The organism is Bosea sp. 124, assembly GCF_003046175.1.
In the GTDB taxonomy this organism is placed as follows: Bacteria; Pseudomonadota; Alphaproteobacteria; order Rhizobiales; family Beijerinckiaceae; genus Allobosea.
The window spans coordinates 4251210-4277969 of the sequence record NZ_PZZM01000001.1; the positions used below are offsets into that span (position 1 = coordinate 4251210).

Sequence of the window (26760 nt, forward strand, 5' to 3'; positions counted from 1 at the left end):
GCCGGATTTCATTCTGGACGGCCGTTCGGGCCGCGTTCAGGGGCTCATTTGAAGGCCATTGGCCCCGGGGTGTCGAATTGTGTTTTTGGATCGGCCCGATCGGAATATCGGATCAGGCGGCGTGCCTTCCTCCAGCGTCTTCCCGATCTGGCTGGCGTGGCGTGCCACCAGCGCGGCCAGGAAGTTGTTGGGCTTGCGCAGATAGGCGATCTGGAAGCCGTTGGGCGGCAGCGTCACGCCCTCGACCGCGATGCTGCGCAGCCGGCCACGTTCGAGCTCCTCGCGCACGAGCGCCAGCGGGAGAATGCAGCTTCCCATGCCGTCGAGCGCCATGCGGATCATGATCGTCAGCGAGGCGCTGCCCCAGAGGCGAACCTGCTCGCGCCCTTCGCCGGCCAGTGCCCGCTTGATTTCCTCCGCCAGGGGGCTGTTGTGCGAAAAGCTGATGATCGGCCATTCCGCCAGCCGCGCCAGCGTCAGCGGGCCGTCTCCGATCGGAAGCTCCGGGCTTGCCACCCAGCCCAGCGGCAGATGGCAGAGGCGCTGGTTGATGGCGCGCGGATCGGCGACAGGGCCGACCTGCATGCTGACGTCGACCTGCCCGCGCAGGAGCTGCTCGGACAGCACATTGGTGGTATCGACCACCATGTCGACGACGAGCTCGGGATAGTTGGCGTTGATGACAGCGATCAGGCGCGGCATCAGGCTGTGGACGAGGGTTTCGGCGACGCCGAGCCGCAGGACGCCGCGCACGGCGTCGGCGCGCGAGACGACGGCACGCGCCTCCGTCATGATCGACAGCATGCGTTCCGCGTATTCGAGCAGCACGGTTCCTTCGCGGGTCAGCGTCGTGCGTCGTTGTGGCGGCCCGAACAGGACGACGCCGAAATGGCTTTCCAACTGGTCGATGCGCGCCGAGATCGAGGGTTGGGTGGTGTTGAGCTGCCCGGCGGCAGCCCGGAAGCCGCCCAGGCGTGCCACCCACACGAAGGTCTCCAGGCATTTGAGATCGTTCATGCTTCAACCTCGCCTCATCGGGGAGTGGCGGCTTGTAGGGTCGCAGGCCGAAAGCAGGATCGAAAACGGCGGAGGAGCGTGGGCGAAGCTGTTCGACGGAACCGGCATGATGATCAGGCCTCGCTGGCGCCGTGCCGGTCCCCGCAGGACGCATCGGTGCGACCGTGACCGGCTAGCATCATCCGTGCCGAACGGGCGGCGAGGCCTCGCGGGCTTCAGGTTCGATCAATGAAGCCGTGCCGGTGGCGCTTCAGCGTCTCACCGCAGCATGCCGCGCCGTCCTGCGCCGCGCCGGCAGCATGATCGAGCCCGAGGCCGCGACGACCAGCACGAGACCGAGCCAGTCGCTCGGCGTCGGGTGCTCGCCAAGCAGCAGCACCGATCCGAGCACGCCGACGGCGGGCACCATCAGCGTGCCGAGGCTCGCGATGCCCGCGGGCAGGCCGGCGATCACCGTGAACCAGATGAAATAGGCCAGGGCCTGCGCGCCGAGGACATGGTAGCCCAGCGCCGCTATCGCCCGTCCCTCGAGCATTTTTGGCATCGGCACGCCCTCGAAGGCGAGCATTCCGATGCAGGCGGCGCTGCCACCGATCAGCAACTGCCAGGCTGCGATGGTCAGGGCCGGCGCGTCGACCGGCCAGCGTTTGGTGACGATCGTACCCAGCGCCCAGCAGACGCTGGCGATCAACGCATAGAGCAGGCCGACCGACAGCGTGCCGCTCGCGAGCAGCGGCACGCCGAGGCAGACGAGCCCCGCCGCGCCGAGTCCGAGGCCGACGAGCCGCCGGCCGTCGATCGGCTCCGCCAGCAGGAGGCGGGCGAGCAGCGTCGCCCAGATCGGCATGGTGAAGGTTAGGATCGCCGCCCGCGACGTCGGCGCTGCGAGCTGGGCGAAAGCGAGCAGCACGTTGAAGGCCGCGATCGAGAGAAGGCCGGCGATCGCCAGCCTGAGCCATTGCCGCCGCGGCACGGCGAGCGATTGGCCGCGGACGAGCGCAATCGCGAGCAGCGTCAGTCCGGCGAAGGTCATTCCCCCGGCTCGCAGCGTCCAGGGTGCGATCTCGGTGAGCGCAATCCGCACTGCGGGCCAGTTGAAACCCCAGAGCAGCCCGAGCAGCGGGACGAGCAGGAGCGGGCGGTCGGAGGCGTGCGGCATGGCGTAACCATCGGGGGCGCGCTGAACCGGCGCGCCGTGCAAAGAAGATCGACTGGAGGGGCAGCGTTCGACCCGGGCCGGCCTCAGGCACGGCGCGAACTTTCATGCCGCGCAGCCAGAGCTCGCTGGCCTGCGCTGCAAGGCTGCCTTGCGAGGCTTGGCCTCGGAGAGAGCACGGGCCGAGGTTTCCGGAAGCCGGAACGCCTCGGCCCGATGGTTGTGACTTCAGGCAGCGGCGTAGCCGACGGTGCCCTTGATCTCGAGGAATTCGTCGAGCCCGAAATCGGCATATTCGCGCCCGTTTCCGGATTGCTTGTAGCCGCCGAAGGGCGCGCCCGCGTCCCAGGCCGGGTAGTTGATGTAGACATTGCCGCTGCGCATCTGGGCCGCGACCTTGCGGGCGCGCTCGAGCGAACCGGACTGGACGTAGGAGGCCAGTCCATAGGGAGTGTCGTTCGCCCGCTCGATGACCTCCGCCTCGCTGCCATAGGGCAGGATCGAGAGCACAGGCCCGAAGATCTCCTCGCGCGCGATCGTCATCTCGTCGGTGACGTTGGCGAAGACCGTCGGGCGGACATAGTAGCCGCGGTTCAGCCCCTCGGGGCGGCCCGAGCCGCCGGTGACGAGATCGGCGCCTTCCTTGATGCCGGCCTCGATCAGCTTCTGGATCTTGTTGTACTGCGTCTCGCTGACGACCGGCCCGAGCCAGGTGTCGTCGGCCGAGGGTGCGCCGACCTTGAGCGGCGCGGCGACGGCCTTGGCGATGGCGACGGCCTCGTCATGCAGCGCGGCCGGCACGAACATCCGGGTCGGCGCGTTGCAGGACTGGCCGCTGTTGCGCATCACGCTCTCGACGCCGAGCTTGACCGACTTCTTCAGGTCGGCATCGTCTAGGATGATGTTGGCCGACTTGCCGCCGAGCTCCTGATGCACGCGCTTGACGGTGTCGGCGGCCGCCTTGGCGACGAGGATGCCGGCCCGCGTCGAGCCGGTGAAGGAGACCATGTCGACGCCGGGGTGGCGGGAGATCGCCTCGCCCACGGTCGGGCCGTCGCCCTGGACGAGGTTGAACACGCCCTTGGGCACGCCGGCCTCATGCATCGCCTCGGCGAAGATGATCGCGTTGAGCGGGGCGATTTCGGAGGGCTTCAGCACCATGGTGCAGCCGGCGGCGAGCGCCGGCGCGACCTTGCACATGATCTGGTTGATCGGCCAGTTCCACGGCGTGATCATACCGACGACGCCGATCGGCTCCTTGGCGATCAGCGTCTGGCCGCGCACCTCCTCGAAGCGGTACGATTCCAGCGTCTCGATCATCTTTGCGAGGTGGGCGGTGCCCATCGCGGCCTGGGCCTTGTGGGCGAGATCCTTGGGCGCTCCCATTTCGCGCGACAGCGTCTCGGCGATCTCGGCATAGCGCGCCTTGTAGGCCTCCATCAGCCGGCGCATCAGCGCCAGCCGGTCCTCGCGCGAGGTTGCCGCAAAAGCCGGAAAGGCCGCGCGCGCCGCCGCGACCGCCTTGTCGACGTCGGCTGCAGTGCCGAGCGCGATGGTGGCGAAGGCCTCCTCCGTCGAGGGATCGATCACGTCGAGCGTTTTGGCGCCGGCCGGGGCAACCCACTGGCCATCGATGTAGAACTGGAGCGCGTGCGACATGGGGATAGTCTCCTCGGGTTCAGAAAAGGGGCACGTCGCCGGATGACGGCCTCATGGCGTGTCACGCCAAGGACGGTCCAAGGCATCGTGCTGCGCCGTATGGTCACGGTCGACGCTATGCATTATTGATTATAACGATAGGTGGATCATATGCCTTTGTCACGGTCGCTGGCATGGACCATCGCGAATGGCGACATGCTCACAGGGCAGATCGCCGGCATGGTCAGGCCGGGACTTTGCCTGGCCGAACCGGACTGGCACGATGGGCTCCCGATATCACGCTCGACCATTCGGCAGACATCATATCGCAGTGGAGGACGACATCGTGAAGATCAGCGCGCGCAACCAGCTCAAGGGAACCATCGTCGAGATCACCAAGGGCGAGACGACGGCGCATGTCCGGCTCGATGTCGGCGGGACGATCGTGACCTCGGCGATCACCAACGCGGCGGTGGACGATCTCAAGCTCGCGGTGGGCCAGCCCGCCTACGCGGTCGTGAAGGCCTCCGACGTCATGATCGCGATCGACTGAGCCGCGATGGTCCGGGAAAACGAGATTCGCCGCGCCGAGGTTGCGGTCGAGCCGCCGCCCGCGACCGATGCCGGGCTCGTCTTCATCGGCCGCATCCGCACGCCCTGGACCTCGCGGCTGACCTGTCCGCGCCAGGGCCGCGAGGACGGGCCGATCTGCCGGATCGAAATCTTCGAGCCGTGGACCGCGGCGATCGACGGCGTCGAGGCCTTCGAGCGGCTCGAGGTGCTCTACTGGTTGCACCAGTCGCGGCGCGATCTCGTTCGTCAGAGCCCCGCCAACAATGGTGAAGTGCATGGCACCTTTGCCTTGCGCTCGCCGGTGCGGCCGAATCCGATCGGCACGTCGATCGTGACCCTGATCGGGCGCGACGGGGCGACGATTCTCGTGCGCGGACTGGATTGTCTCGACGAAACGCCGCTGCTCGATCTGAAGCCGGATCGTAGCCTGTTTACACCGATTGCGCCGGCGCAGACCGGCGATTTCGATGTCGGAGGCTGAACCCGGGCGCTCCTGAGACTTCGCCGAGCGGGAGCCTATAAGGGCATCGCGAACGCTGCCGGATCGGCGATCGCGGCGACGAAGCTGGCAAGGCTGGCGGTTCGCAGCGGAATGAACCGCTTGCCATGGGCTTTGGCGAGCTTCTTGATCTGGCCAGCCGCATGATGGCTGATGCAGTCGATCGGGAAAAACGTAGCGTCCGCCTGACTCACCAAGCCGGGCAGCAGGGCCGAATTGTTCTCGACGCCGCCGTCATGGACCAGAAGTTCTCCGCCACGCGCCGCCATCAGCGATCGGGCGTGCTCGATCGGCCCTGGGCGGCCCCCGACATAAAGCAGCACCAGACCGGCCATGTCGCGCGTCGGCGGGGGCTCGTCCGGGCTTGCCGGAGCGGGTGCGATGGCGGCCTCCAGAGACGCCAGTTCGGTCTGAAGTTCGCCCTGGCGTTTCGCGAGCCTCGCCGTTGTCAGCCGCTCGCCGGCCAGCAGCATTTCGCTCCGCTCGAGGCGTTTCGACAGCGCCAGCAAACGGGTCTGCTCCGCGTCGAGCCGCCGGGCGAGAAGATCGACCGTGTCGGATCTGTTCTCGGATTGGGCCCGAAGCTGGTCGAGCGCGGCGTTCCGGTCGCGATCAACCAGAAGGAACTCGATCTTTCGGAGCAATTCGGAGCGTTCGGCGGCCGCGTCGCGCAGTCGCGCTTCCTGCCGGGCCATCTTTGCGTCGCGCTCGCCCAGTGCGATCTCCAGCTTTCGCAGCCGCGCCAGATCGAGCCGGTTCGACTGCCCGACGAGATGCGAGAGCATGTGCACCTCGCCGAAGGCCTCGCGGATCACCGCACGGCTGCAGGCCGGGTGGCTCAGAGCGGCCCAGTAGCCGCCGGGAATGTTGCCCTCCTCCAAAGCGCTGCGCCAGCGCCGCAGCAGTTCGTCGGCTGTGGTTGTGCCCGCCATGCGCTTGATCGCGGCGTCATGACGCTTGTCGAGAGCCTTGTGCAGCACCTTGCCGGAGAGGTCGTGACGGCCGGCCGCCCGGACGCCGCGCGTGTGCAACTCGTGATCGCTGGCTGTGGGCGCATCCGCCTGGCCCAGCCGGCTGAGAATCTGGCGGAGTTCACCGGTGGTCAGGCAGCTGCCGACGATCGAACGGTGCAGGTTGGGTAAGATCTCCCAGATCCTGAAGCGACGGCGGCCGTTCAGATCTTTGGCATCCAGCAAGGGCCGGTCATCGGCCGGTCTGGGCAAAGCCATGCCGAGCGCGGGCGCGCGCCGGGCGTGAAAGGTCGGTATCGACATGTCTCGCCTCTATTTGTTATATTCAAATGAATATAACGAGCGAGTAGGAGGCGATGCAGAGTGGATCGGGAGTTGGCCTTTCCAGCCGCCGCGGATATCGAGGCGCGGACGCTGCCGGACCCGGACCTCGCATGCGTGGAAGCCGACCGGATGGCGCGGGCAGGCGACGCCAGCGAGCTCTTCAAGATACTGGCGCACCGGACCCGGCTGCTCGTGCTGTGCCAGATCGCCGAGCGCGAACGGTCCGTATCCGAGCTGGAAAGGGTTCTGGGCCTTCGTCAGGCTGCCATATCCCCGCAGCTTGCGCGGTTGCGCATTCAAGGAATCGTGTCCACGCGCCGGGACGGCAGGAATATGTTCTACCGGCTGGAAAACCACGACATCCGCGACCTGCTCCGGGCGATCTCGAGATGACGGTCCTTCCTGGCGCCTGATGGGCCTGGCCGGCTCGGCCTGGCGGCGTTGCCAACTTCCGTCGCCACGGCTGCCGCTGCACGGGCTGTCGCGCCAGATCAGGTCAGCGGCGGACCGCCCGCGGATGGCTGAGAGTTCAGGCGCCGCGTGAATGATGCGCCCGACGGGACCGTCCGGCCCAGCAAACCGGCAATTGCCCTGCGACCCGAACCATGCGCTAAATCTGTGACTGCCAGAAAAATCGCGTCGATCGGGAGGGGTGCGGGTGTCAAGCAACGACGGGAAGAGCCATCGACAGCGGGCGTTCGGGCCGCTCGTCGTTGTCGGCATCGGCATGGCGCTCGCCGGCTGCCTCTCCAGCGGCGACGACGAGCGTGCCTCCCCGTCGCAGGTGGTCTCCGCCTCGATCACGGCCCCGAGTCATATCGGCGTCGAGAAACTGGTCGGCCGCTGGGGCATAGCGTCCTTCCATACCGAGAAGGACCGCAAGCGCACCGAGGCCCAGGCTCGGGCGAGCTGCAGCCAGCCCTATGTCATCACCAAGGGACCCGATGACGGCGTCATGATGCATGTCGCCGACGATGCCAAGCTCTACGAGTTGCGGCTCAAGGCCGGGCCCGGCGGCCGCACCTTCCTCGGCTTCGAGGCGCCGGCCGGCGACCCGCAGGATCGCGAGATTCTCTCGGCGACGGATGCCATGCTGGTGATGCGCTTCGTCGATCCTGATGCCCATCGCCGCTATGGCACCTTCATCTATGTGCGCTGCCGCTGAGCGGGGAGGACGGATATGACATCCTGGACGACAGCCCGGGCTCGGGCCGGACTTGCCGCGGCGGCGCTTGCCGCCTGCCTGTCCATGCCGCAGATGGCTCTCTCCCAGCCGCGGCCGCCTGCCGGCATGCAGGAAACCATGGATATCGGCGACGAGCCCGGCCGCGTATCGACCGAAGAGGTCAGCATCACGGAAGGCCCCTACGCCCGCCAGATGGTGCTGTACCGCTCGAGCGAGGCGCCGGGCACGGTCATCATTCAATCGTCCGAGCGCTTTCTTTATATCGTGCAGGGCAATGGGCGGGCGTTGCGCTACGGCATCGGCGTCGGCCGCGAGGGCTTCCAGTGGTCCGGGCTGGTTCAGGTCAGCCGCAAGGCGGAATGGCCCGATTGGCGCCCGCCGCCGGAGATGCTGCAGCGACAGCCCTATCTGCCACGCTTCATGGCCGGCGGGCCGGGCAATCCGATGGGGGCGAGGGCGCTCTATCTCGGCTCGACGGTCTTCCGCATCCACGGCACCAACCAGCCCGAAACGATCGGCGAGGCGATCTCGTCAGGCTGCTTCCGGCTGGCCAATGGCGACATCGCCGATCTTTACGAGCGGGTGCCGCTCGGGACCAAGGTGATCATCCGCCACAAGGCCACGCTGTAACGCACGCCGTCGCGCCGGCAGGACATCGAACGGGGGAAAAGCCATGTCGAAGGATTCATCGGTTCGCCAGCGCTGTTTCGGGATCGCCGCCGCTGCGCTGGCGCTTGCCTGGACGATGCCGGCGGGAGCCGGGACGCTCGAAACCGTCAAGCAGCGGGGTACGCTCGCCTGTGGCGTCAGCGAAGGGCTGAACGGCTTTTCCGACAAGGATGCGCAGGGCAAGTGGAGCGGGTTCGACGTCGATTTCTGCCGCGCGCTGGCGGCTGCCGTGCTGGGCGACCCGCAGAAGGTCAGTTTCACGCCGCTCTCGGCGAGCGAGCGTTTCAACGCTCTCAAGGCGGCGAAGGTCGACCTGCTTTCGCGCAACTCGACCTGGACGCTGGGGCGCGAGGCTGAACTCGGCCTCGCCTTTGCGGGCATCACCTATCATGACGGGCAGGGCTTCCTGGTGAAGCGTTCGCTCCGTGTCGATGGCGCGCTCGCGCTCGACAAGGCGAAGATTTGCGTCGAGGCGGGCACGACCTCGCAATTCAACCTCGGCGATTTCTTCCGGGCCAATTCGCTGACCTATGAGGAGAAGGTCTATCCGGGTGCGGCGGAGGCCTTCGCCGCCTTCGAGTCTGGCCAGTGCGACGTCCTGACCCGCGACCAGTCGGCGCTCTACGGCGAAAGGCTCAGGCTGGCGAAGCCTGCCGAGGCGATGGTGCTGCCGGATGTGATCTCGAAGGAGCCGCTAGGGCCGGTCGTCCGCAGCGACGATTTCGCCTGGTTCACCGTGGTGAAATGGGTGAATTTCGCCCTGATCAATGCGGAGGAACTCGGCATTTCCGCGAGCAATATCGAGGAGGCGCTGAAGTCGCAGAAGCCCGATGTGCGTCGCTTCACCGGCGTGGAGGGGGGCTTCGGCAAGGCGCTGGGGCTCGATCCCGACTGGGCGGTCAAAGCCGTCCGGGCGACGGGCAGCTATGCCGAGATCTATGAACGCAATCTCGGTACGAGCTCGAAGCTCGCGATTCCGCGCAGCCTGAACCAGCTCTGGAACATGGGGGGCGTGCTCTACGCCCCGCCGCTGCGCTGAGCCCATAACGAAGAACCGGAAGGCGGAGCGAAGAACCGGAACGCAGAGGGCCTCGCGGCGCGACCGCATGCGGCTCAGGCGCGGCCGGGTGCCTCGCCTTCCGTCGTAAAGCGCCGGTATAGCGCATTGGCGCGGTTGAGATGGTCCGACATTGCGCGGGCGGCCTCGTCCGCATCCTCCGCGGCGATGGCGTCGTAGATGCGCTGGTGCTCCTGCAGTGTGAGCCGCTCGGCGCCCGGTGCCCGCACCAGCGTGTGATAATAGGCGCCGAGCCAGGCCAGCATCGCTTCGACGGCGGCCGGGAAGACGGGGTTGCCGCTCATCACCGCGATCTGGCGATGGAAGGCGATGTCGCGCGCGAGGAAGTCGGCGAGACTGGCTTGTCGATGCTCGTCGAGCCGCTGGCGCAGCACGGCGAGCCCGGCGGCGTCGGCCCGTTGCGCCGCGAGCCTCGCGACGCCGGCCTCGAGCAGGACACGTGCTTCCTTGAGGTGATCGAGCGTGCGCGGCTCGACGCTGAGGAGATAGCGCGCGGCGTCGGCCATCTGCCCGACCAGCGTCTCCGCCGTCGGCAGCAGCACGCGAGCGCGCTCGCCATGGCTGATGCTGACGAGGCCCGAGCGCTCCAGTTGCTGCAGCGCCTCGCGGATGGAGGGCCGGCCGACGCCATAGGCGTCCATCAGGTCGCGTTCGGAGGGCAATTGCTGGCCGGGGGCGAATTCACCGGCATGGATGCGGGCCATCAGACGGTCGAGCACCTCCTGATGCAGCTTGCGGCGCGGGATCGGTTCTGGGGTCATGGCACTTGGGTCATCGCTCTGCTGGCTCGCGCGCTTGGACTGTCACGGCGCCTCCAGCCAGTAATGCCGCGACGCGCTGACCCGTGCCACGGCTGCTCCCATTCGCTCGAACTCATGAGGTCGTCATACCAGATTGACAGCATGAAAAACGCATGTGATCAACTCATCATACCAGTTTGCGCTTAGGGAGATACAACATGACGGTGGTCGCCCTGTTCGGTGCCGGCGGGAAGATGGGCATGCGGCTCGGCCGCAACCTCGCCGCCTCACGCTTCACCACGCGCCATGTCGAGGTGAGCCCGGCGGGGCAGGAGCGGGTGCGCGAAGCCTTTGGCGTCGGCTGCATCGAGGCCGACGCCGCGATCCAGGGGGCCGAGGTCGTCGTGCTGGCCGTGCCAGATACGCATGTCGGGGCCGTGGCGACGACGCTGCTGCCGAAGCTCGCCGCAGGCACGATCGTCATCATTCTGGATGCCGCGGCGCCTCATGCCGGCCATCTGCCGGCGCGGGCCGACATCACCTATTTCGTGACGCATCCCTGCCATCCGCCAATCTTCAACGACGAGACCGACCCGGCCGCCAAGGCCGACCATTTCGGCGGCATCGCCGCCAAGCAGCACATCGTCAACGCGCTGATGCAGGGCCCGGAGGCGCATTATGCGCTGGGCGAGGAGGTCGCGCGGGCGATCTGGGCGCCGGTGATGCGGTCTCATCGCGTCACGGTCGAGCAGATGGCGATCCTCGAACCCGGCCTGTCGGAGACGGTCTGCGCGACGCTGCTCGATGCGATGCGCGAGGCGATGGAAGAGGCGATCGCGCGCGGCGTGCCGCGCGAAGCGGCGCGCGACTTTCTGCTCGGCCATATGAACATCCTCGCCGCCGTGACCTTCGAGCAGGTCCAGGGCGTGTTCTCGGACGCCTGCAACAAGGCGATCGTCTTCGGCAAGGAGACGATCCTGAAGCCGGACTGGAAGCGGCTGTTCGAGCCCGACGAGATTGCCGCCAGCGTGCGCCGCATCACCTGAGATCGCCGGCTTCTTTGCCTCTTGACCTTCCCATGATGGGAAGCCCCATCTTGCCTCGCTGCATGAGCGTGGACGCGGGCACGGGGTTTGAAGGCGAGATGACCATCAGCGAAGCAAGGACGGGCGCGCGGGCTGCCCGGATCGTCATTCCTGTCGACGGAATGAGCTGCGCCTCCTGCGTCGGACGCGTCGAACAGGCTGTTCTGGCGGTGCCCGGCGTCGAGGACGTCTCGGTCAATCTCGCGACGAACCGCGCCAGCGTGGCGCTCGGCGCCGGCAGTGCGACCCAGCCCGTGCTCGATGCCATCCGCAAGGCCGGCTACGAGCCGCGAGAGGAGGAGGTCGATCTCTCGGTCACGGGCATGAACTGCGCCTCCTGCGTCGGGCGGGTCGAGCAGGCTCTGAAGGCCGTCCCCGGTGTTCTCGACGGCACGGTCAATCTGGCGACCGGCCGTGCCCATGCCCGCTATGCCGGCGGCGCGGATACCGTTGCCGCGATGACGGCGGCGCTCACAGCAGCGGGCTATCCGGCACAACCCATCCTCGACGCCGCCACCCAGACCGATCGCGACCGGGAGATGCGCGAGGCCGAACTGTCGGGGCTGCGCCGCGACCTGATCATCGCCGCCCTGGCGACGCTGCCGATCGTCGTGGTCGAAATGGGCGCGCATCTGTTCGATGGACTGCATCACGCGCTCGCCGGTTCGGTCGGCGAGACGAATATCCGCTACCTTTCGTTCCTGCTCGCGAGCCTCGTCCAGTTCGGGCCCGGGCTGCCCTTCTACCGCAAGGGCGGCCCTGCGCTGCTGCGCGGCGCTCCGGACATGAACTCGCTCGTCATGCTGGGGACGACGACGGCCTATCTCTATTCGGTCGTCTCGACCTTCATGCCCGCGCTGCTGCCGAACGGGCTCGACTACACCTATTTCGAGGCCGGCGCTGTGATCGTGACGCTGATCCTGTTCGGCCGCTATGCGGAGGCCCGCGCCAAGGGCCGTACCGGCGATGCGATCCGCCAGTTGCTGACGCTCCAGGCCAAGACCGCCCGCATCCTGCGCGACGAGCGCGAGCAGGATGTCGCACTGGCCGAGGTCAGGCCCGGCGACATCGTCGTGATGCGGCCGGGCGAGCGACTGCCGGTCGATGGCGAGGTCGTCCAGGGCTCCTCCTTCGTTGATGAATCGATGATCACCGGCGAGCCGATCCCGGTCCGGAAGGGGCCGGGCGACGAGGTCGTCGGCGGCACGGTCAACAAGGCGGGGTCGTTCCGGTTCCGCGCGACGAATGTCGGCGCGGACACGCTGCTGGCGCAGATCGTGCGGACGATGGAGGCGGCGCAGGGCTCCAAGCTGCCGATCCAGGCGATCGTCGACAAGGTGACGATGTGGTTCGTGCCGGCGGTGATCGCCGCGGCGCTGCTTACCTTCGTCGTCTGGATGGCGTTCGGGCCGAGCCCAGCGCTCTCGCTCGCCATCGTCAACGCGGTCGCGGTGCTGATCATCGCCTGCCCCTGCGCGATGGGTCTGGCGACCCCGACATCGATCATGGTCGGAACGGGCAAGGCGGCCGAGATGGGCGTGCTGTTCCGGCGCGGCGATGCGCTGCAGGCGCTGCGGGATGTCGCGGTCATCGCGCTCGACAAGACCGGGACGATCACCAAGGGGCGGCCGGAGCTGACCGATATCGCAGTGGCGGCGGGCTTTGCCGAGGACGAGGTGCTGCGCCTCGTGGCTGCCGTGGAGACGCGCTCGGAGCATCCGATTGCCGAGGCCATCGTCGCGGATGCGCGGCGCCGCGGCCTGGTCGTCGCGGAGCCCTCCGAATTTGCGGCCGAGCCCGGATTCGGCGTCTCGGCGACGGTCGAGGGGCGTGCGCTGCTCGTCGGGGCCGACAGGTTGCTGACGGCGCGGGGCATCGACGTTTCCCCCTTCGCGGCAGTGGCGGCGCAGCTGGGCGATCAGGGCCGCTCGCCGCTCTATGCGGCGATCGATGGCCGGCTCGCGGCCGTGCTTGCGGTGGCCGACCCGCTCAAGGAGACCAGTCTGGAAGCGCTGGAGGCGCTGCGGGCGCTGGGTATCCGGATCGTGATGATCACCGGCGACAACCGCCGCACGGCCGAGGCGATCGCACGCGGCCTCCCGATCGACGAGGTCGTCGCCGAGGTGTTGCCGGCCGGCAAGGTCGAGGTGATCAAGCGGCTTCAGGCAGGTGGCACACGGGTCGCCTTCGTCGGTGACGGCATCAACGATGCGCCGGCCCTGGCCCAGGCCGATGTCGGGCTCGCCATCGGCACTGGCACGGACATCGCCATCGAGAGCGCCGATGTCGTGCTGATGTCGGGCGATCTGCGCAATGTTCCGAATGCCGTGGCGCTGTCGCGGGCGACGATCCGCAACATCGCCGAGAACCTGTTCTGGGCCTTCGGGTACAATGCCGTGCTGATCCCGGTGGCGGCGGGCGTGCTCTATCCATCTTTCGGCATCCTGATGTCGCCGATGTTCGCCGGTCTCGCCATGGCACTGTCGAGCGTCAGCGTCGTGACCAACGCCTTGCGGCTGAAGGGCTTCCGCCCGCCGCTCGCGGCGCATGCGAACCGGGAGATGCCGGCCACGCCCCGTCCCGGCGATATGAGGCCGATGGCTCCCGCCAGAAATCGCTTGAACCTCTAGTCGCTAGAGGGATTATGGTCCTGCCCGGTTCACGATTCACAGTGCCGGTGCAGCATGACCAAGTCCGACGATCACGGTTCCCATCACCCCCACGCTCAGGGTGCATCCTGCTGCGGCGGCCACGAGCACGCCCACGCCGCACAGCCTGCGGTCGCGGCAGTGATGGCGCATGAGCATGGACCCGCCTGTGACCATGGTTATGGCAAGCACGATACCGCTTTCGCGGCATCGACGGCCGATGCCACGCTCTGGCGCGTTACGGGCATGGATTGCGGCAATTGCGCCAACACGATCCGCACCGCGCTGGAGCGTCTGCCCGGCGTGTCGGATATCCGGATTTCGATCACGAAGGAGACACTGGCTCTCGTCCTCGACGAGCGATTGACGGCAGCCTCGACCATCGAGAGCCAGATTGGAAAGCTCGGCTACAGCCCGAGCCGTCTCGACGTCTCGCAGCCAGCCCTGTCGCCGGCCGTGCGCGAGGCGCCTGTCGCGTGGTGGCGCCAGGCCAAAGGCCGTCTCGCGATTATCTCGGGCGGGCTGGTCGCTTTGGCCTATCTGGCAGGCCTCGTCGCACCTCGCTGGCATGATCCCCTGTTCATCGCCGCCAGCCTGATTGCGGCTGCGCCGGTGGCACGGCGGGCCTTCGCCTCGGCGCGGGCGGGGGCGCCTTTCACGATCGAGATGCTGATGACGATCGCCGTGATCGGCGCGCTGTTCATCGGTGCGGCCGAGGAGGCTGCGATCGTCGTCTTCCTGTTCTGCGTCGGCGAGGTGCTGGAGGGCGTCGCGGCCAGCCGGGCGCGTTCGGGGATCCGGGCGCTCGGCGATCTCGTGCCGCAGATCGCTTTGCTGGAGGTGGATGGCCGGATCGCGGAGGTGTCGGCCGCGACGCTCGCCATCGGCCAGGTCGTCTTGGTGCGGCCCGGAGACCGCATTCCCGCCGACGGCACGGTGATCGAGGGGCTGTCCAGCGTCGACGAGGCCTCGATCACCGGCGAATCCGTGCCGCGCCGGAAGGTACCGGGCTCGGATGTCTTCGCCGGCACGATCAATCACGATGCGGCGCTGAAGCTGCGCGTCGGGCGCGCGGCGCAAGACAACATGATCGCCCGCATCGTCGCGCTGGTCGAGGAGGCGCAGGATGCCAAGGCGCCGACCGAGCGCTTCATCGACCGCTTCTCGCGGCTCTACATGCCGTTCATCGTCGGCCTGTCGGCTCTGGTCGCGGTCCTGCCGCCGCTGTTGGCCGGCGGCGACTGGGGGCAGTGGATCTATCGCGGGCTGGCGCTGCTGCTGATCGGCTGTCCCTGCGCGCTGGTGATCTCGGTGCCGGCCGCCATCGCCTCCAGCCTCGCTGCGGCGGCGCGGCGGGGCCTGCTGATCAAGGGCGGTGCCGTGATGGAAAGCCTCGCGGCGATCCAGGCGGTTGCCTTCGACAAGACCGGAACGCTGACGCTCGGCACGCCGGCGGTCACCGATGTCCTGGCCCTGGTCGGCAATGAGAGCGAGATCCTCGCCATGGCCGCGGCGGTCGAGCGCCGGTCGAGCCATCCGCTGGCGGCGGCCATCGTCGCCCGCGCCGATGCAGATGGTCTCGCGGAGATCGAAGCGCTCGATGTCGCGGCGGTGCCCGGCAAGGGCATGGCCGGCACGGTCGAGGGCTTGGCAGTCTTTGTCGGCGCGCCCCGTCATGCTCTCGACTGGGCGCCGTTGTCGGACGATGCGGCTGGCGCCATCGCGCGGCTGGAGGGCGAGGGCAAGACCGTCGTCGTGGTCGTCAGCGCTGCGCAGGCCATCGGCATCGTCGCCCTGCTCGACGAGCCTCGTCCGGACTCGGCTGCAGCCATCGCTGAATTGAAGGCGCTCGGCATCCGGCCGATCATGCTGACCGGTGACAACAGGCGCGCCGGGGCCGCGATCGGCGAGGCGCTTGGGATCGAGACCAAGGCCGAGATGCTGCCTTCCGACAAGGCGCAGACGATCAGGGCGATGGCCGAGACCGTGCGGATCGCGATGGTCGGCGACGGCATCAACGATGCGCCGGCGCTGGCCAGCGCGCATGTCGGCATCGCCATGGGCTCGGGCACCCGCGTCGCACTGGAGGCGGCCGACGCGGCTCTGCTGCACAACCGCGTCGCAGATGTCGCGGCGCTGATCCGGCTGGCGCGGGCGACAATGGCGAATATCCGCCAGAACATCGCCATCGCGCTCGGGTTGAAGGGGCTGTTCCTCGTCACCACGGTCATCGGTGCGACCGGGCTCTGGGTCGCGATCCTGGCCGATACGGGCGGGACCGTCCTGGTGACGCTGAACGCGCTGCGGCTGCTCGGTTATTTCAGCGGAGAGCGGGCGTCGCGCGGCACCTGATGCACGAAACTCGGACGCCCCTGCGCGGGACGGGTTGACTTCCGTCGGCGGCTGGGGAATTTCGGAGGCAGCGCGGGTGTAGCTCAATGGTAGAGCAGCAGCCTTCCAAGCTGAATACCAGGGTTCGATTCCCTGTACCCGCTCCACCCCCTTTCGATCAGCCGCGCCGAGCGCGGCCTTGCGGCAGGCGTCCGCGCTGTTACGGTGTCCGTGGCAGCAAAGAGCGGATGAGCGGATGCTTCGGGCGATCGCGATCCTGTCCCTGATCGGCTTCGGCAGTGCCGCCGAGGCGCGCGAACTCGCGGGACGCTTCGGCTATCTCGGCGAATGGGATGTCACGGCGACGCTCTCCGAGGCGCCGGTGGCGCGGTTCTTCGCGTCCGAATTCTCCGGCGCGTTGCGCATGAAGCACAACGCCGTCTGCGGGCCGGGCGAGACACCGGAAAAATCCGGCCATATCCGGATGAGCGTGCGCGGCAATCGCTATTCCGCGCAGATGACGCTGGCTGGCGCCTCCTGCTCGTTCTCGGGCACCTTGTCGGAAACGGCGCACAGCTTCGTCCGTTGCGGCGGCGAGGGCCAGATTCCGTTGCGGCTCTGGTTCAAATAGCCGGCCCGGTCTGCGATTACGGCTCGCGCACCACCCTGAAGCCGTTGGTGTAGAAGCGGACATCCGCCTCGTATTTGAAGCGCGCGGCCGAGCGCAGATAGCGCGGATCGTTGTTGAAGGAGCCGCCGCGCAGCACGCGCTCGCGGCAGCCCGGCGCGATGAAGGCGCCGCTGTCGCGCGGCGTTGTCCGGTAGCTGTCGCTCCAGCAATCGGCGACCCATTCGGCGGCATTGCCGGCCATGTCGAAAAGTCCGAAGCCGTTGGCGGGGTATTGCCCGACCTCGACCGCCTGCCGGCGCGTCGGATCGTTGCAGCCGATGCAGTTGGCGCGCTCCTTCACCATGGTCGCGCCCCAGGGATAGGTCGTCGCCGTGCCGGCGCGGGCGGCATATTCCCACTCGGTCTCGCTCGGCAGGCGGTACTTGCGGCCGGTCTTCATCGAGAGCCAGGCGAGATAGGCGTTGGCGTCATTCCAGTGGATATCGGTGACCGCGCGCTTGCCGCGGCCGAGATTGCGGTCGTTGGGGCGATGCGCGCAGCCGCCCTGGTCGACGCAGGCGTCCCATTCCTCGAAGGTGACCTCGCGCAGGCCGATATAGAAGCCGTTGCGGATGGCGACGCCGTGGACGGGCTTCTCGAACTCGTAGAGTTCGTTGGCTCCCATCTCGAAACTACCGGGCGGGATCAGCGTCAGTTCCGGGCAGCCCTCACAGTCGCGGATGGTGCGCGCGGAGGAGGGGGGGCTTGCAGCCGGCGTTGAAGCGGGAGGGCGGGCCGGCTCGCGCACCGAGGCGACCGCGGGCGGGGGCGCTGCCTGAGGAGCCGGTGCCGCGGGAAGGGCGGCAGGTGCGGGCCGTCCAGGCGCGGGCTGTCGTGCGGCGTATTGCTGCTCGCGCGTCCGTGCCAGCCCGGCGAAGCGGCCATTGGGATAGGCATTGAGATAGGCGCGGTATTCGGCCGGGTTCTCGCTGGAGCGGATCGATTCCCAGAAGGAGAGCTCATAGGCATCCTGCCGCGCAGCGGGTGACTCCATCGGTGGCAGCGGGATCACTGCCCTGCTGGTCTCGGCGATCTGGGTCGGGCGCGCCACCGGCGTCACGATCAGGCCGGCCGGTGGCTCCGACGAGGTCCAGACCTGCTGGCCGCGCCGCGTCAGCCGCGCGACGGCGTCACGGGTCCGGCTCAGCGCCGCCGTCATGTCGAGCCCCGGCGTCCGGATCGCCTTGATCCACTCGTCGATGGCCGGATTGCTACGCGCGCCAGCGTCGGCGATCGTGCGGCCGGGCGCGGCGGTGAACATCACGCTGACATGGTCCATGCGCTCGATGGCGAGGAGCCCCTTGGAGGAGCCGGCGAGTTCGGCTTGCCAGGGATTGTCCCGGCTGGCATCGAGCACGACGAGCGCGCTCGCGGGCCGCGCCACGATCAGCGCATCGAGCAGCATGTCGAGATCGACGGCAGCCTGGGCGATCTCCGAGGCGGATCGCAGCCTCGCATCGACGGGAGCCAGGAAATTGCGGTTGCGCAACTGCACCGCATGGCCGGAATAGAACACCACTGCCTGGACGCCGCGCCTGAGCTTGCCGGCGAAGGTCGCGATCGCATCCTGCAAAGCCGGGCCGTTCGCATCCTCGGCGATGACGACGTCGAAGGCGCCGTCGCGCAGCACTGCGGCCACGGCGCGGGCATCACTGGCGGCCGCGGCCACCGGAGCCAGCGGGTAGCCGGCATTGCCGATCACGAGTGCGACGCGGCCGGCACCTGCCTCGCTGACCTGGGCGTGGCCCGGCCCGGCCAGCAGCAACAGCGCAGCGCACAGGGCGAACGGCAGGCAGCGCAACCAGGACATGCTGCAGGACATGCTGTTCTTCATTCGCCTCGGAAGTCCCTTCGACCGAATTGCGCCATGTCAGCGAACATACACCGTGATCTTGCGCGACATCACGGGGGGATTGTGCGGGATGTGGCTATGGTCTCCCAGCAGAAGCTGCAAGGTATGCCGGCCCTTGGGCAGGGTCACGACGACCTCGGTCTGGCCGTTGCCGAGATGAACGTTGTTGTAGTCCGAAGGGATCGGCTCGTTGGGCGGGCCGGGGTCGGTGTCGATCAGAAGATGGTGATGGCCGGTGTTGGCCCAAACCGTCCCGGCCGGCGCGACGCCCATCTCCTTCAGGCCGATGCGGACGGTGAAGCGCTCGGGCACGCGCAACTCGTCGAGCGGATAGTGGAAATAGACCTGCGCGCCCTTGGGAGCCGCCTGGCGCGGCGCTGACTGCGCCAAAGCCTCGCCGGCCAGTGGAAGCAGCATCGCCAGCAGGAACGCGGGCAAGCCGCGACGCCACGGAAGCATCGCGAGACGGCCGGTTGCTCCGGTCGGTGAAGAGAGATGCGGGTTCATCGACGCCTCACCGGTCTTTTGCCGCCCGGTGCGACCAGCACCGTGATGCGCTCCGACATGATCGGCGGATCATGCGGCACATGGTTTTCGTCGGCGAGGATGAGCTGGAGCGTGTGCTCGCCCATCGGCAGCGTGACCTTGCGCTCGGTCTGGCCGCCGCCGAAATGAATGTGATTCAGGTCGGCGGGAATCGCCTGGTCGAGCGGCGGCGTCGGCGCGTCGATGACGAGGTGGTGGTGCCCGGTGTTCGGCTTGGTGACGCCGGCCGGAGCCACGCCCATGTTGCGCAGGCCGAAGCGAATAGTCGTGTTCGGGAAGATCGCCTCGCCGTTGCGCGGATAGACGAAGTAGACAACGGCGTCGTTGGGGGCCGGCGTCCGCGCCGGCTTGCCATCCGCCCGGGTCGCTGCCGGGGCGGCGGGCTGGACAGCGGAGGCGACCTGTCCGCCCTCGACCACGCGTACGCGGATGCGCGGCGACATCAGCGGCGGATCATGCGGGACATGGTCCTGGTCGCCCATCAGCAATTGCAGCGTGTGCTCGCCCGGCGGCAGCGTGAGTTCTGTTTCCGTCTGGGCGCGCCCGAAATGCAGATGGTTGAAGTCGCTCGGGATTTCGCGGTCGAGCGGTGGCAACTCGGTGTCGACGAGCAAATGGTGGTGGCCGCCGTTCTCGCTTTTCGTCCCGGCCGGCGAGAGCGCGATCCCGTCGGCGCCGAAGCGGATGCGCGAACGGGAGGGGATCGTGGCGCCGTCGGCAAGGTCGACGAAGAACACCTTGGCGCCGGGGGCGGCGACGGAGCGCGGCTTCTCCTCCGCCTCGGCCATGACCTCGACGGTGATGCGTTCCGACATCACCGGCGGGTTGTGAGGCACGTGATCGTGATCGGCGAACAGAAGCTGGAGCGTGTGCCGCCCCGGGGTCAGCGCGATCTCGGTCTCGGTCTGGCCGCCGCCGAAATGGATATGGTTGAAGTCGCTCGGAATCGGCTGGTCGAGCGGCGGCAGCTCGGTATCGATCAGGAGATGGTGATGGCCGGCATTGCGCCGGGGCGGGCCGGCGGGAGCGACGTCCATGCCCGTCAGCGCGAAGCGCAGGACGAGCTTGCCGGGCACGCGGGCATTGTTGGGCAGGTCGATGAAGCCGATCCTGACATTGGCCGGAGCCGCGCTGCGCAGCCTCGCCCTTTCCTGGGCGAAGGCGGCGTCCGGCAAAGCGGGGGCGAGAACCGCCAAACCCAGGGCCAGAACGGTCGCTGCGAGGCAGAGCCGAACCTTCTGCATCGGCTTGTCCCTTTCACGCGCTCCAGTATTGGTTAAGTTATCAGCCTCATGCCGCAGGGGCAAGCCGAATACCCGTCATGTCAGCGACTTGTGCGTTACCTGTTCCGCGCGGAACAGCTTGCGCGGGCTGGATTTTCGCAAGGTGCTGCGGTAGGTTGACCCAAGGAAGGGCCTCATGATCTTCGTTGCCGGATTTCGTGCGCTGATCGGATTCGCGATGCTGTTGCTGGCGATGCCGGCGCTGGCAACGGAGCGCCGCGTCGCGCTCGTGATCGGCAATTCGAGCTACAGCAATGCCCCCGTCCTGCCCAACACCGTCAACGATGCCCGCGACATGGCCGTGTCGTTGCGCAAGGTCGGATTCGAGGTGGTCGACGGCGTCAATCTCGACAAGCGCGGCATGGACCAGGCGGTGACGCGGTTCGCGCGGCTGGCGCAGGATGCCGACGCGGTGATGTTCTACTATGCCGGGCACGGCTTCCAGTTCAACGGCGAGAACTATCTCGTGCCGGTCGAGGCGCGGGTCGAGGACGAGATCAGCGTCCAGTACGAGACGACGCGGCTGAACGACGTCATGACGGCGCTGAACTTCTCCAAAGGCGTCAAGATCATGGTGCTCGACGCCTGCCGCAACAATCCGTTCGTGAGCCAGCTCGCCAAGCGCCAGGCGACGCGCGGCTTTGCCGTCGGCAGCGGTCTCGCCCCCGTCGCCCGGGCGCAGGGCATGGTGATCGCCTATGCCACGCAGGCCAACGATGTCGCGGCGGATGGTGCGGGGCGCAACAGCCCCTTCACGGCGGCGCTGGTCCGCGAGATCGACCAGCCCGGCCTCGAGGTCGCGACGATGTTCCGGCGCGTCCAGAAGAGCGTCTATGACGCGACATCCGGGCGCCAGACGCCGGAACTCTCGCTTTCGCTGCTCGGCGATTTCTATCTCAACCGGGAGGAGACCGACAGCGATGTCTGGCGCCGGATCCGGGCGAGCGACGATGCCACCGAGTTCAACGCCTTCATCCAGCGCTATCCGACGAGCTTCTTCACCATCGATGCGCGCACTCGGCTCGACCTGATCGAGCGGCGTGCGAGCGAGGCCAAGGAGCGCGACCTGCTGGCCCGCGAATTCGCCGAGCGCGAGCGCGTGCTGCTCGAACGGGTCGAACGGGCCGAGAAGGTCCGCCAGCAGGCTGCGACCGATCTCGCCCGACGCCAGAGCGAGGCGGCGGTGCCGGCTCCCGCCGGGGCACCGCCCGGTCCGGCGGCGCGGCCGCTGGCGTCGGCCGGCGGGACCGTCAGGCCCGTCGATGTCGCGACGCGGGCCGCGCAGGAAAAGGCCGAGCGCGAGCGCTTGGCCGAGGAGGTCTCGCGGCGCGAACGCGAACTCGCCTCGCTCGAGACCGAGAAGCGGCGCCTGGCCGACGAGCGTGGCCTGCTGGAGCAGGCGATGGCGGCGCGGATGGGTACGCTGACCATGTCGTCCCCGATCCAGCCGAGCCTTTCGCTGGTCGCACCGCCGCCACCGGCCGAGCGGTCCCTGACCGAGCCGGTGGCGAGCGAACCGGCTCCCGTTGCTCATCCGGCGCCCGCTGCGGTCAGGCCGCAGACCGTCCGGGCGCAGAATGCGCGGCCGAGCGCGGCTGCCTGCAGCGAGATCCTGCTGCGCGCCCAGCTCGGCGAGCTGACGCCGCAGGCGAAGGAGCAACTTCAACTGTGCCGCTGATGCGCCGACCGCCATCGCCTTCCGTCACGGACCCGCTGACATGACTGGCAGAGAATCCATGTGGTCGATCCTTCGCCGCCGCCGTGACGCCCGCCGGCCTGTGATGCGGCACGCCCTGCTCGCGCTTGCTGTGGTCGCAGGATGCGCGAGCGTACAGGCGCAGCCGGTGCCGCCGACACCGCTGCCTTATCCCGAGGCACTGCAACGGGCTGCGCGCGACCTCTTCGGCAAGGCCAATCTCGGCGCCGACCGTGTCGAATTGGTCATCGATCCGCTGATCGACGCAGCGTCGGGCGCGCAGTCGACCGCGACGCGCGCGATGCAGCAGACGCTGACCGAAATCGTCCAGAAATCCTATCCGCGCTTTGTCGTGCAGCCCTTCAGCTCGGAAGTTCTGGCGCGCGATCCCGTCGTGCTGGTCGGGACGCTGACGGCGATCAACAACCAGGGGGGCGACGGGCCGCGTGATGCCTTCCGAATCTGCCTGACGCTGGCCGATCTGAAGTCGCGGACCATCGTCTCCAAGGGAGTGGCGCGCTCGACGCTCGACAATGTCGACGTCACGCCGACGCAATACTATCGCGACTCGCCGGTCTGGGCGAAGGACCAGGCGACCGATGCCTATGTGAAGACCTGCCAGGGCACGGCGCTCGGCGGCGGACTCGAGCCGGCCTATGTCGATCGCCTCACCGCCAATGCCCTGATCAATGACGGCATCGCCGAATACGAGGCGCAACACTTCCGCGAGGCGCTGGCGTTCTACCGCACGGCGCGGCGGCTCCCGGGTGGCGACCAGCACCGTGTCCGGATCGGCACCTATCTCGCCAGCGCCAAGCTCGGCCGTCGCGACGATTCGGTCGAGGCTTTCGGCGATCTCGTCGATTACGGGCTGAGCGGCGACCAGCTCATGGTGAAGCTGCTTTTCCGGCCCGGCACGACGCAGTTCATCGACAATCCGCAGACGACCGAGCCCTATCCGATGTGGCTCAGCCAGATCGCGACCCGTGCCCGGCAGAAGGGGGCCTGCCTCGAGATCGTCGGCCACACCTCGCGCACCGGCATGCCCAATCTCAACGAGCGGCTCTCCGTCCTGCGCGCCCAATTCATCATGGACCTGCTGCTGACGGGCATGCCGGACGGGCGCAGCCGGATGATCGCCACCGGGCGGGGCTACAAGGAGAACCTCGTCGGCACGGGCAAGGACGACGCCAGCGACGCACTCGACCGCCGGGTGGAGTTCAAGGTCATCGGCTGCTGAGTTCCGGCTCGCGGCAGACGCTTTTCGGCGCTCCGGAGCATGCGGTCCTTCAAATGAAGGAGGCGGAGCGGCTGGCGTCGGGCTCCGATACGGCCGGTGCAACGCGCAGGCGACAAGGCGGGCGGCAAGGATGAACGACACGGCCATCAACCCCTATGACGCCGTCGCCTATCCGGGGCATTCCTTCTCGCAGACGCATCCGGCCCGGCTCGCGACGATCGCGCATTTCCACGGCATGCAGGCGGCCTCGCCCTCGGCGATGCGGGTGCTCGAACTGGGCTGCGGGCGCGGCGGCAACCTGCTCCCGATGGCGGCGCAATATCCCGGCAGCCAGTTCGTCGGCATCGATCTCAGCGGCAGCGCTATCGAACATGCGAGGATCGCCACGGCGGAGCTCGGCCTCGGCAATCTCGTCTTCCATCACCGCAACATCATGGATGTGGCGGCCGAGCTCGGCGAGTTCGACTACATCCTCGTCCACGGCGTCTTTTCCTGGGTGCCGGACATGGTGCGCGAGAAGATCATCGCCGTCTTCGGCGAACTGCTCTCGCCGCGCGGCATCGCCTATGTCAGCTACAATGCGCTGCCGGGCTGCCGGCTGCGCGACCTGGCGCGCGATGTCATGCTCTATGCGACTCGGGACGTCTCGGACCCGCAAGAGCGGGTGCGCGTGGCGCGCGCCTCGCTCAAGGCGGTCGCCGAGGCGAGCGATGCCGCTACTTTCCATGGCGCGGCGCTCAGGCAGCGGCTGGAGCAGCTCGCGGACATGCCGGACAACGTACTATACCATGACGATCTCAATCCGGGAGCGCGGGCCTTCGCCCTGCACGAGGTGCTGGGCTCCGCCGAGCGCCACGGCCTGCAGTTCCTGGCCGAGGCCTCCTTCCCCAACATGTACGGTGCCGCCAAGGGGCCGGCACAGGCGATGCTCGCGAGGATTCCGATCGAGGATGCGGGCGTGCGCGAACAGACGCTCGACCTGCTGATCGGCCGCGCCTTCCGCGAGACGCTGCTCTGCAGGGCAGGCATCCCGCTGCGGCGCGGCATCAAGTCGGGGTCGCTGAAGCCCTATCACATCGCGGCCCATGCCCGGTTGGTCGAGGAGACCGGCGGCGAGGAACAGAAGCCCGGCGTCGACCGCTTCGAGTTCGGTGAGGGCGTGCGTCTCTCCGTCGACCTGCATCTGTGCAAGGCGGCGCTGCGCCAGCTCAGCAAGGTCTGGCCCGCCAGCATCGCTTTTGAGGATCTCGTCGCGCAGGCCGTCGCGGATGTCGGCGCTGAACTCGGGCCTGATGTCGAGGCGCAGGTCGCCCGGCTGGACGAGGCGCTGCTCGCGATCTTCAAGACCGGCCTGCTCGACATCAAGCTGGAGGCGCCGCCGCTGACGACCGCGATCGCGGAACGGCCGCTGGCGAGCGAGGTCGCGCGCTGGCAGGCGACGACGACGCGCGAGGTCACCGATCTGCGCCATCGCATGGTGCTGCTCGACGGTGTCATCGTGCGTAAATTCGTCTGCCTGCTTGACGGCTCGCGTACGCCGGAGATGCTGTTGAGCGACCTCAATGCCTTCCTCGACGAGGCACATGGCTCGGGCGCCGACGTCGGCGACCTGCCCAGGCGCGCGACCGCCGAGGAGGTGGCGGTTCATCTTAAGGATGTCGCGCGTCTCGGCCTGCTCCATGCCTGATGGATGAGGGGCCGACATTGTCGCAGCCGCGTCACGCGCGTATCTTGACGCTCGGGCAAGTTGTCACGCGCCGGCAAGTCGTCACGATGGCGTATCGTGCTATCCCGATGGTCGGCGCTGCGGGCGGAGCCGGCCGGATTGGTGATGGCCGATGAGCGAGCGCTTCAAGCAGTTCCAGGCCGTGTTTCCGGAGGAGGCCTGCCTCGAGGCGCTGATGCGCGCCCGCCATGGCGGCAGCAGCATGACCTGCCCGGCCTGCGGGCGCCCAAGTACCTTCGAACCCCGCCCGAAGCTGCGCGCCTTCTCCTGCGGGCATTGCAACTACATGATCCAGCCGGGCGCCGGCACGGTGCTGGACAACCGCCGTACGCCCCTCCAGCTCTGGTTCTTCGCCCTCAAGCTCGTTGCCGAGCAGGGCAGCAAGGCTACCATCGGCCTGATCGAACGGGAGGCGAGGGTGCCGGCGATCACCGCGCGCCGGCTGGTCGACGATCTCGTGGCCCTCGAGGCACAGCGGCTGGACTGGTTCGCGAGCCTGCATCGCCGTGTCGCCGGGGAGAAGGCGGCTCCGGAGCGTCCAGGGCCCGCTAGGGTTCCCGACAAGGCGAGGGCGGTCAAAGCCGACACCGGCGGGGCGAAGGAGGGCGCTGCGAAGCCGCCGCCTGCGACGTTCGGCACGGAGCCCGTCGCAGGCCGGGGCCTGTCCGGACGGATGATGATGTTCGGGCTCGCGGCCGGCATCGCCTGCGTCGCGGTGGCGGTGCTTGGCATCGCGATGGCGAAGCTCAGGCAGGAGGAGACGCCGCCTGATCCGGAGATGGTCGCGATCCTCGCCGCCCCGGCTCTCCAGACCGCTGCGCGGCCCTCGTTGATCCTGTCCTCGGTCGAGAGCGATCTTGAGGCGGCGCGGCAGGCGACCGAGTTCGCGCTCAACAACGATCCGACGCTGGCCGAGATCAAGGAGCAGGTGGCAGCCGTGCAGGAGGTTCCGGTCGTGCCGCTGGTGCTGCCGCCGTCCAACATCCTGCTGGTGCCGCCGAAGCTGCCTGCCGGGCAGGCCGCCATCGGTCCGAAGTCACAGATTCCAAAGGCGCCGATCACCAGCGGCGGCGATCCCGAGCAACTCCTGACCTTCGGCCCGATCCGGATCCGCCGCCATCTCGTCGAAACGATCGTGCGGGCCGGCAAGGTCGTGGGCGCCGATCCCACCCTGCTGATGGCGGTCGCCGACAAGGAATCCTCGTTCTCGACGTCGGTCCAGGCCAAGACCTCCTCGGCCACCGGTCTTTACCAATTCATCGAGCAGACCTGGCTCGGCGTCGTCAGCGAATTCGGCGTCAAGCATGGGCTGGCAGCGGAGACGAAGCTGATCGGAAAGAACGGCCGGCAGTTCTTCGTCTCGGACGGGGCAGAGCGTCAGCGGATCCTCGATCTCCGGCGCGAGCCCTATCTCTCGGCGCTGCTCGCCGGCGAGATGCTGAAGCGCGATACGCTGCGGCTGGAAAAGGCGATGGGGCGCCATCTCACCGGCGGCGAGATCTATCTGATCCATTTCCTCGGGCCCGATGCCGCCCAGACCTTCATCGAGACGATGGAGGAAAAGCCTGATGTCAAGGCGGCCGATCTGCTGCCGAAACCGGCGCAGGCCAACCGGCCGATCTTCTATGCCGAGGCCGGGGGCGAGACCAAGACACTCTCCGTCTCCGAGGTTCACCGGAAATTCAACGACATGATCAAGGTCCGGCTCGACCGCTACAGCGCTGTGAGGCCGGGCGCGGCACAGGCCGTCAACCGTCCGACGGCGAAGAAGTGAGCGGACGGCGCGGGAGCTTTTGGAAGCGAAGAGGATGCCTGTGGCCGTCGTCGCAGGT

At 67.9% G+C, this 26760-nt stretch carries 22 protein-coding genes and 1 tRNA gene; 15 read left to right on the forward strand and 8 right to left on the reverse strand.

The genetic code is table 11. The features are described 5' to 3' along the window. Positions 1–36 precede the first annotated feature (36 nt). The 3 genes from C8D03_RS20210 to C8D03_RS20220 all read right to left on the reverse strand — a co-directional run bounded on the left by C8D03_RS20210 (position 37) and on the right by C8D03_RS20220 (position 3832). Positions 37–1017 (reverse strand): LysR family transcriptional regulator, encoded by a 981-nt coding sequence (locus C8D03_RS20210; RefSeq protein WP_108049116.1) that lies wholly within the window; start codon positions 1015–1017, stop codon positions 37–39. Between the two features lie 250 nt (positions 1018–1267). Then, positions 1268–2176 (reverse strand): DMT family transporter, encoded by a 909-nt coding sequence (locus C8D03_RS20215; protein ID WP_108049118.1) that lies wholly within the window; start codon positions 2174–2176, stop codon positions 1268–1270. A 225-nt stretch (positions 2177–2401) separates the two neighbouring features. Next, positions 2402–3832, reverse strand: coding sequence for an aldehyde dehydrogenase family protein (locus C8D03_RS20220; RefSeq protein ID WP_108049120.1), 1431 nt, complete (start codon positions 3830–3832; stop codon positions 2402–2404). Positions 3833–4157: 325 nt separating this feature from the next. Between C8D03_RS20220 and C8D03_RS20225 the strand changes: the two genes are divergently transcribed. Continuing rightward, positions 4158–4364, forward strand: a complete 207-nt coding sequence (locus tag C8D03_RS20225) for a TOBE domain-containing protein (protein WP_108051848.1) — start codon at positions 4158–4160, stop codon at positions 4362–4364. Between the two features lie 6 nt (positions 4365–4370). Next, positions 4371–4865, forward strand: a complete 495-nt coding sequence (gene tsaA, locus C8D03_RS20230; RefSeq protein WP_108049122.1) for a tRNA (N6-threonylcarbamoyladenosine(37)-N6)-methyltransferase TrmO — start codon at positions 4371–4373, stop codon at positions 4863–4865. 35 nt (positions 4866–4900) lie between these two features. Here tsaA and C8D03_RS20235 read toward each other — a convergent pair whose 3' ends face one another. After that, positions 4901–6157, reverse strand: a complete 1257-nt coding sequence (locus C8D03_RS20235; RefSeq protein WP_108049124.1) for a DUF2325 domain-containing protein — start codon at positions 6155–6157, stop codon at positions 4901–4903. 72 nt (positions 6158–6229) lie between these two features. Between C8D03_RS20235 and C8D03_RS20240 the strand changes: the two genes are divergently transcribed. The 4 genes from C8D03_RS20240 (at position 6230) to C8D03_RS20255 (ending at position 9072) form a co-directional block, all read left to right on the forward strand. Then, on the forward strand, positions 6230–6571 hold the full coding sequence (locus tag C8D03_RS20240; RefSeq protein ID WP_248308548.1) for an ArsR/SmtB family transcription factor: 342 nt from the start codon (positions 6230–6232) through the stop codon (positions 6569–6571). Between the two features lie 265 nt (positions 6572–6836). Further along, complete coding sequence (locus C8D03_RS20245; RefSeq protein WP_108049126.1) at positions 6837–7343, forward strand: hypothetical protein; 507 nt, start codon at positions 6837–6839, stop codon at positions 7341–7343. Positions 7344–7358: 15 nt separating this feature from the next. Continuing rightward, positions 7359–7994: a L,D-transpeptidase gene (locus C8D03_RS20250; RefSeq protein WP_465246451.1), complete on the forward strand. Its 636-nt coding sequence runs from the start codon at positions 7359–7361 to the stop codon at positions 7992–7994. A 43-nt stretch (positions 7995–8037) separates the two neighbouring features. Further along, positions 8038–9072 (forward strand): amino acid ABC transporter substrate-binding protein, encoded by a 1035-nt coding sequence (locus C8D03_RS20255; protein ID WP_108049130.1) that lies wholly within the window; start codon positions 8038–8040, stop codon positions 9070–9072. Between the two features lie 74 nt (positions 9073–9146). Here C8D03_RS20255 and nanR read toward each other — a convergent pair whose 3' ends face one another. Next, positions 9147–9872 carry a transcriptional regulator NanR gene (gene nanR / locus C8D03_RS20260; protein ID WP_108049133.1) on the reverse strand — a complete coding sequence of 242 codons (726 nt, stop codon included), beginning with the start codon at positions 9870–9872 and terminating at the stop codon, positions 9147–9149. A 197-nt stretch (positions 9873–10069) separates the two neighbouring features. Between nanR and C8D03_RS20265 the strand changes: the two genes are divergently transcribed. The 5 genes from C8D03_RS20265 (at position 10070) to C8D03_RS20285 (ending at position 16546) form a co-directional block, all read left to right on the forward strand. Next, positions 10070–10897 (forward strand): phosphogluconate dehydrogenase C-terminal domain-containing protein, encoded by an 828-nt coding sequence (locus C8D03_RS20265; protein ID WP_108049134.1) that lies wholly within the window; start codon positions 10070–10072, stop codon positions 10895–10897. A 98-nt stretch (positions 10898–10995) separates the two neighbouring features. Next, entirely contained in the window at positions 10996–13566 is a 2571-nt protein-coding gene (locus tag C8D03_RS20270; RefSeq protein ID WP_108051850.1) for a heavy metal translocating P-type ATPase, read from the forward strand. 54 nt (positions 13567–13620) lie between these two features. Next, positions 13621–15936 (forward strand): heavy metal translocating P-type ATPase, encoded by a 2316-nt coding sequence (locus tag C8D03_RS20275; protein WP_465246452.1) that lies wholly within the window; start codon positions 13621–13623, stop codon positions 15934–15936. Between the two features lie 72 nt (positions 15937–16008). Beyond that, positions 16009–16082: transfer RNA gene (locus C8D03_RS20280), tRNA-Gly, on the forward strand. A gap of 89 nt (positions 16083–16171) precedes the next feature. Beyond that, positions 16172–16546, forward strand: coding sequence for a hypothetical protein (locus C8D03_RS20285; RefSeq protein ID WP_108049138.1), 375 nt, complete (start codon positions 16172–16174; stop codon positions 16544–16546). Positions 16547–16562: 16 nt separating this feature from the next. Here C8D03_RS20285 and C8D03_RS20290 read toward each other — a convergent pair whose 3' ends face one another. Genes C8D03_RS20290 through C8D03_RS26895 form a run of 3 tightly spaced genes read right to left on the reverse strand, consistent with a single transcriptional unit; the run spans position 16563 to position 20227 of the window. Next, positions 16563–18407 (reverse strand): SUMF1/EgtB/PvdO family nonheme iron enzyme, encoded by a 1845-nt coding sequence (locus C8D03_RS20290; protein WP_181301135.1) that lies wholly within the window; start codon positions 18405–18407, stop codon positions 16563–16565. Positions 18408–18455: 48 nt separating this feature from the next. Further along, on the reverse strand, positions 18456–18944 hold the full coding sequence (locus tag C8D03_RS20295; protein WP_248308549.1) for a DUF4399 domain-containing protein: 489 nt from the start codon (positions 18942–18944) through the stop codon (positions 18456–18458). Beyond that, entirely contained in the window at positions 18941–20227 is a 1287-nt protein-coding gene (locus C8D03_RS26895; RefSeq protein WP_210203947.1) for a DUF4399 domain-containing protein, read from the reverse strand. Before C8D03_RS26895 ends, C8D03_RS20295 begins: the two co-directional genes overlap by 4 nt. Before the next feature lie 175 nt (positions 20228–20402). Here C8D03_RS26895 and C8D03_RS20310 point away from each other — a divergent pair, with 175 nt between their 5' ends. From C8D03_RS20310 to C8D03_RS20325, 4 genes are all read left to right on the forward strand, one after another. Further along, on the forward strand, positions 20403–21944 hold the full coding sequence (locus C8D03_RS20310) for a caspase family protein (RefSeq protein ID WP_108049142.1): 1542 nt from the start codon (positions 20403–20405) through the stop codon (positions 21942–21944). 40 nt (positions 21945–21984) lie between these two features. Continuing rightward, positions 21985–23202: an OmpA family protein gene (locus tag C8D03_RS20315; RefSeq protein WP_248308550.1), complete on the forward strand. Its 1218-nt coding sequence runs from the start codon at positions 21985–21987 to the stop codon at positions 23200–23202. 130 nt (positions 23203–23332) lie between these two features. After that, positions 23333–24889, forward strand: coding sequence for a methyltransferase domain-containing protein (locus C8D03_RS20320; RefSeq protein WP_108049146.1), 1557 nt, complete (start codon positions 23333–23335; stop codon positions 24887–24889). 151 nt (positions 24890–25040) lie between these two features. After that, entirely contained in the window at positions 25041–26702 is a 1662-nt protein-coding gene (locus tag C8D03_RS20325; RefSeq protein WP_248308551.1) for a transglycosylase SLT domain-containing protein, read from the forward strand. Positions 26703–26760: the final 58 nt, after the last annotated feature.

Bases quoted from the DNA above. Each gene is read 5' to 3' on its own strand.
- C8D03_RS20295 (WP_248308549.1), bottom strand. From the start codon at position 18,944: ATGAACCCGCATCTCTCTTCACCGACCGGAGCAACCGGCCGTCTCGCG.
- C8D03_RS20210 (WP_108049116.1), bottom strand. From the start codon at position 1,017: ATGAACGATCTCAAATGCCTGGAGACCTTCGTGTGGGTGGCACGCCTG.
- C8D03_RS20310 (WP_108049142.1), top strand. From the start codon at position 20,403: ATGATCTTCGTTGCCGGATTTCGTGCGCTGATCGGATTCGCGATGCTG.
- C8D03_RS20270 (WP_108051850.1), top strand. From the start codon at position 10,996: ATGACCATCAGCGAAGCAAGGACGGGCGCGCGGGCTGCCCGGATCGTC.
- C8D03_RS20265 (WP_108049134.1), top strand. From the start codon at position 10,070: ATGACGGTGGTCGCCCTGTTCGGTGCCGGCGGGAAGATGGGCATGCGG.
- tsaA (WP_108049122.1), top strand. From the start codon at position 4,371: ATGGTCCGGGAAAACGAGATTCGCCGCGCCGAGGTTGCGGTCGAGCCG.
- C8D03_RS26895 (WP_210203947.1), bottom strand. From the start codon at position 20,227: ATGCAGAAGGTTCGGCTCTGCCTCGCAGCGACCGTTCTGGCCCTGGGT.
- C8D03_RS20235 (WP_108049124.1), bottom strand. From the start codon at position 6,157: ATGTCGATACCGACCTTTCACGCCCGGCGCGCGCCCGCGCTCGGCATG.
- C8D03_RS20290 (WP_181301135.1), bottom strand. From the start codon at position 18,407: ATGTCCTGCAGCATGTCCTGGTTGCGCTGCCTGCCGTTCGCCCTGTGC.
- C8D03_RS20325 (WP_248308551.1), top strand. From the start codon at position 25,041: ATGAGCGAGCGCTTCAAGCAGTTCCAGGCCGTGTTTCCGGAGGAGGCC.
- C8D03_RS20215 (WP_108049118.1), bottom strand. From the start codon at position 2,176: ATGCCGCACGCCTCCGACCGCCCGCTCCTGCTCGTCCCGCTGCTCGGG.
- C8D03_RS20285 (WP_108049138.1), top strand. From the start codon at position 16,172: ATGCTTCGGGCGATCGCGATCCTGTCCCTGATCGGCTTCGGCAGTGCC.
- C8D03_RS20255 (WP_108049130.1), top strand. From the start codon at position 8,038: ATGTCGAAGGATTCATCGGTTCGCCAGCGCTGTTTCGGGATCGCCGCC.
- nanR (WP_108049133.1), bottom strand. From the start codon at position 9,872: ATGACCCCAGAACCGATCCCGCGCCGCAAGCTGCATCAGGAGGTGCTC.
- C8D03_RS20275 (WP_465246452.1), top strand. From the start codon at position 13,621: ATGACCAAGTCCGACGATCACGGTTCCCATCACCCCCACGCTCAGGGT.
- C8D03_RS20315 (WP_248308550.1), top strand. From the start codon at position 21,985: ATGACTGGCAGAGAATCCATGTGGTCGATCCTTCGCCGCCGCCGTGAC.
- C8D03_RS20320 (WP_108049146.1), top strand. From the start codon at position 23,333: ATGAACGACACGGCCATCAACCCCTATGACGCCGTCGCCTATCCGGGG.
- C8D03_RS20220 (WP_108049120.1), bottom strand. From the start codon at position 3,832: ATGTCGCACGCGCTCCAGTTCTACATCGATGGCCAGTGGGTTGCCCCG.
- C8D03_RS20250 (WP_465246451.1), top strand. From the start codon at position 7,359: ATGACATCCTGGACGACAGCCCGGGCTCGGGCCGGACTTGCCGCGGCG.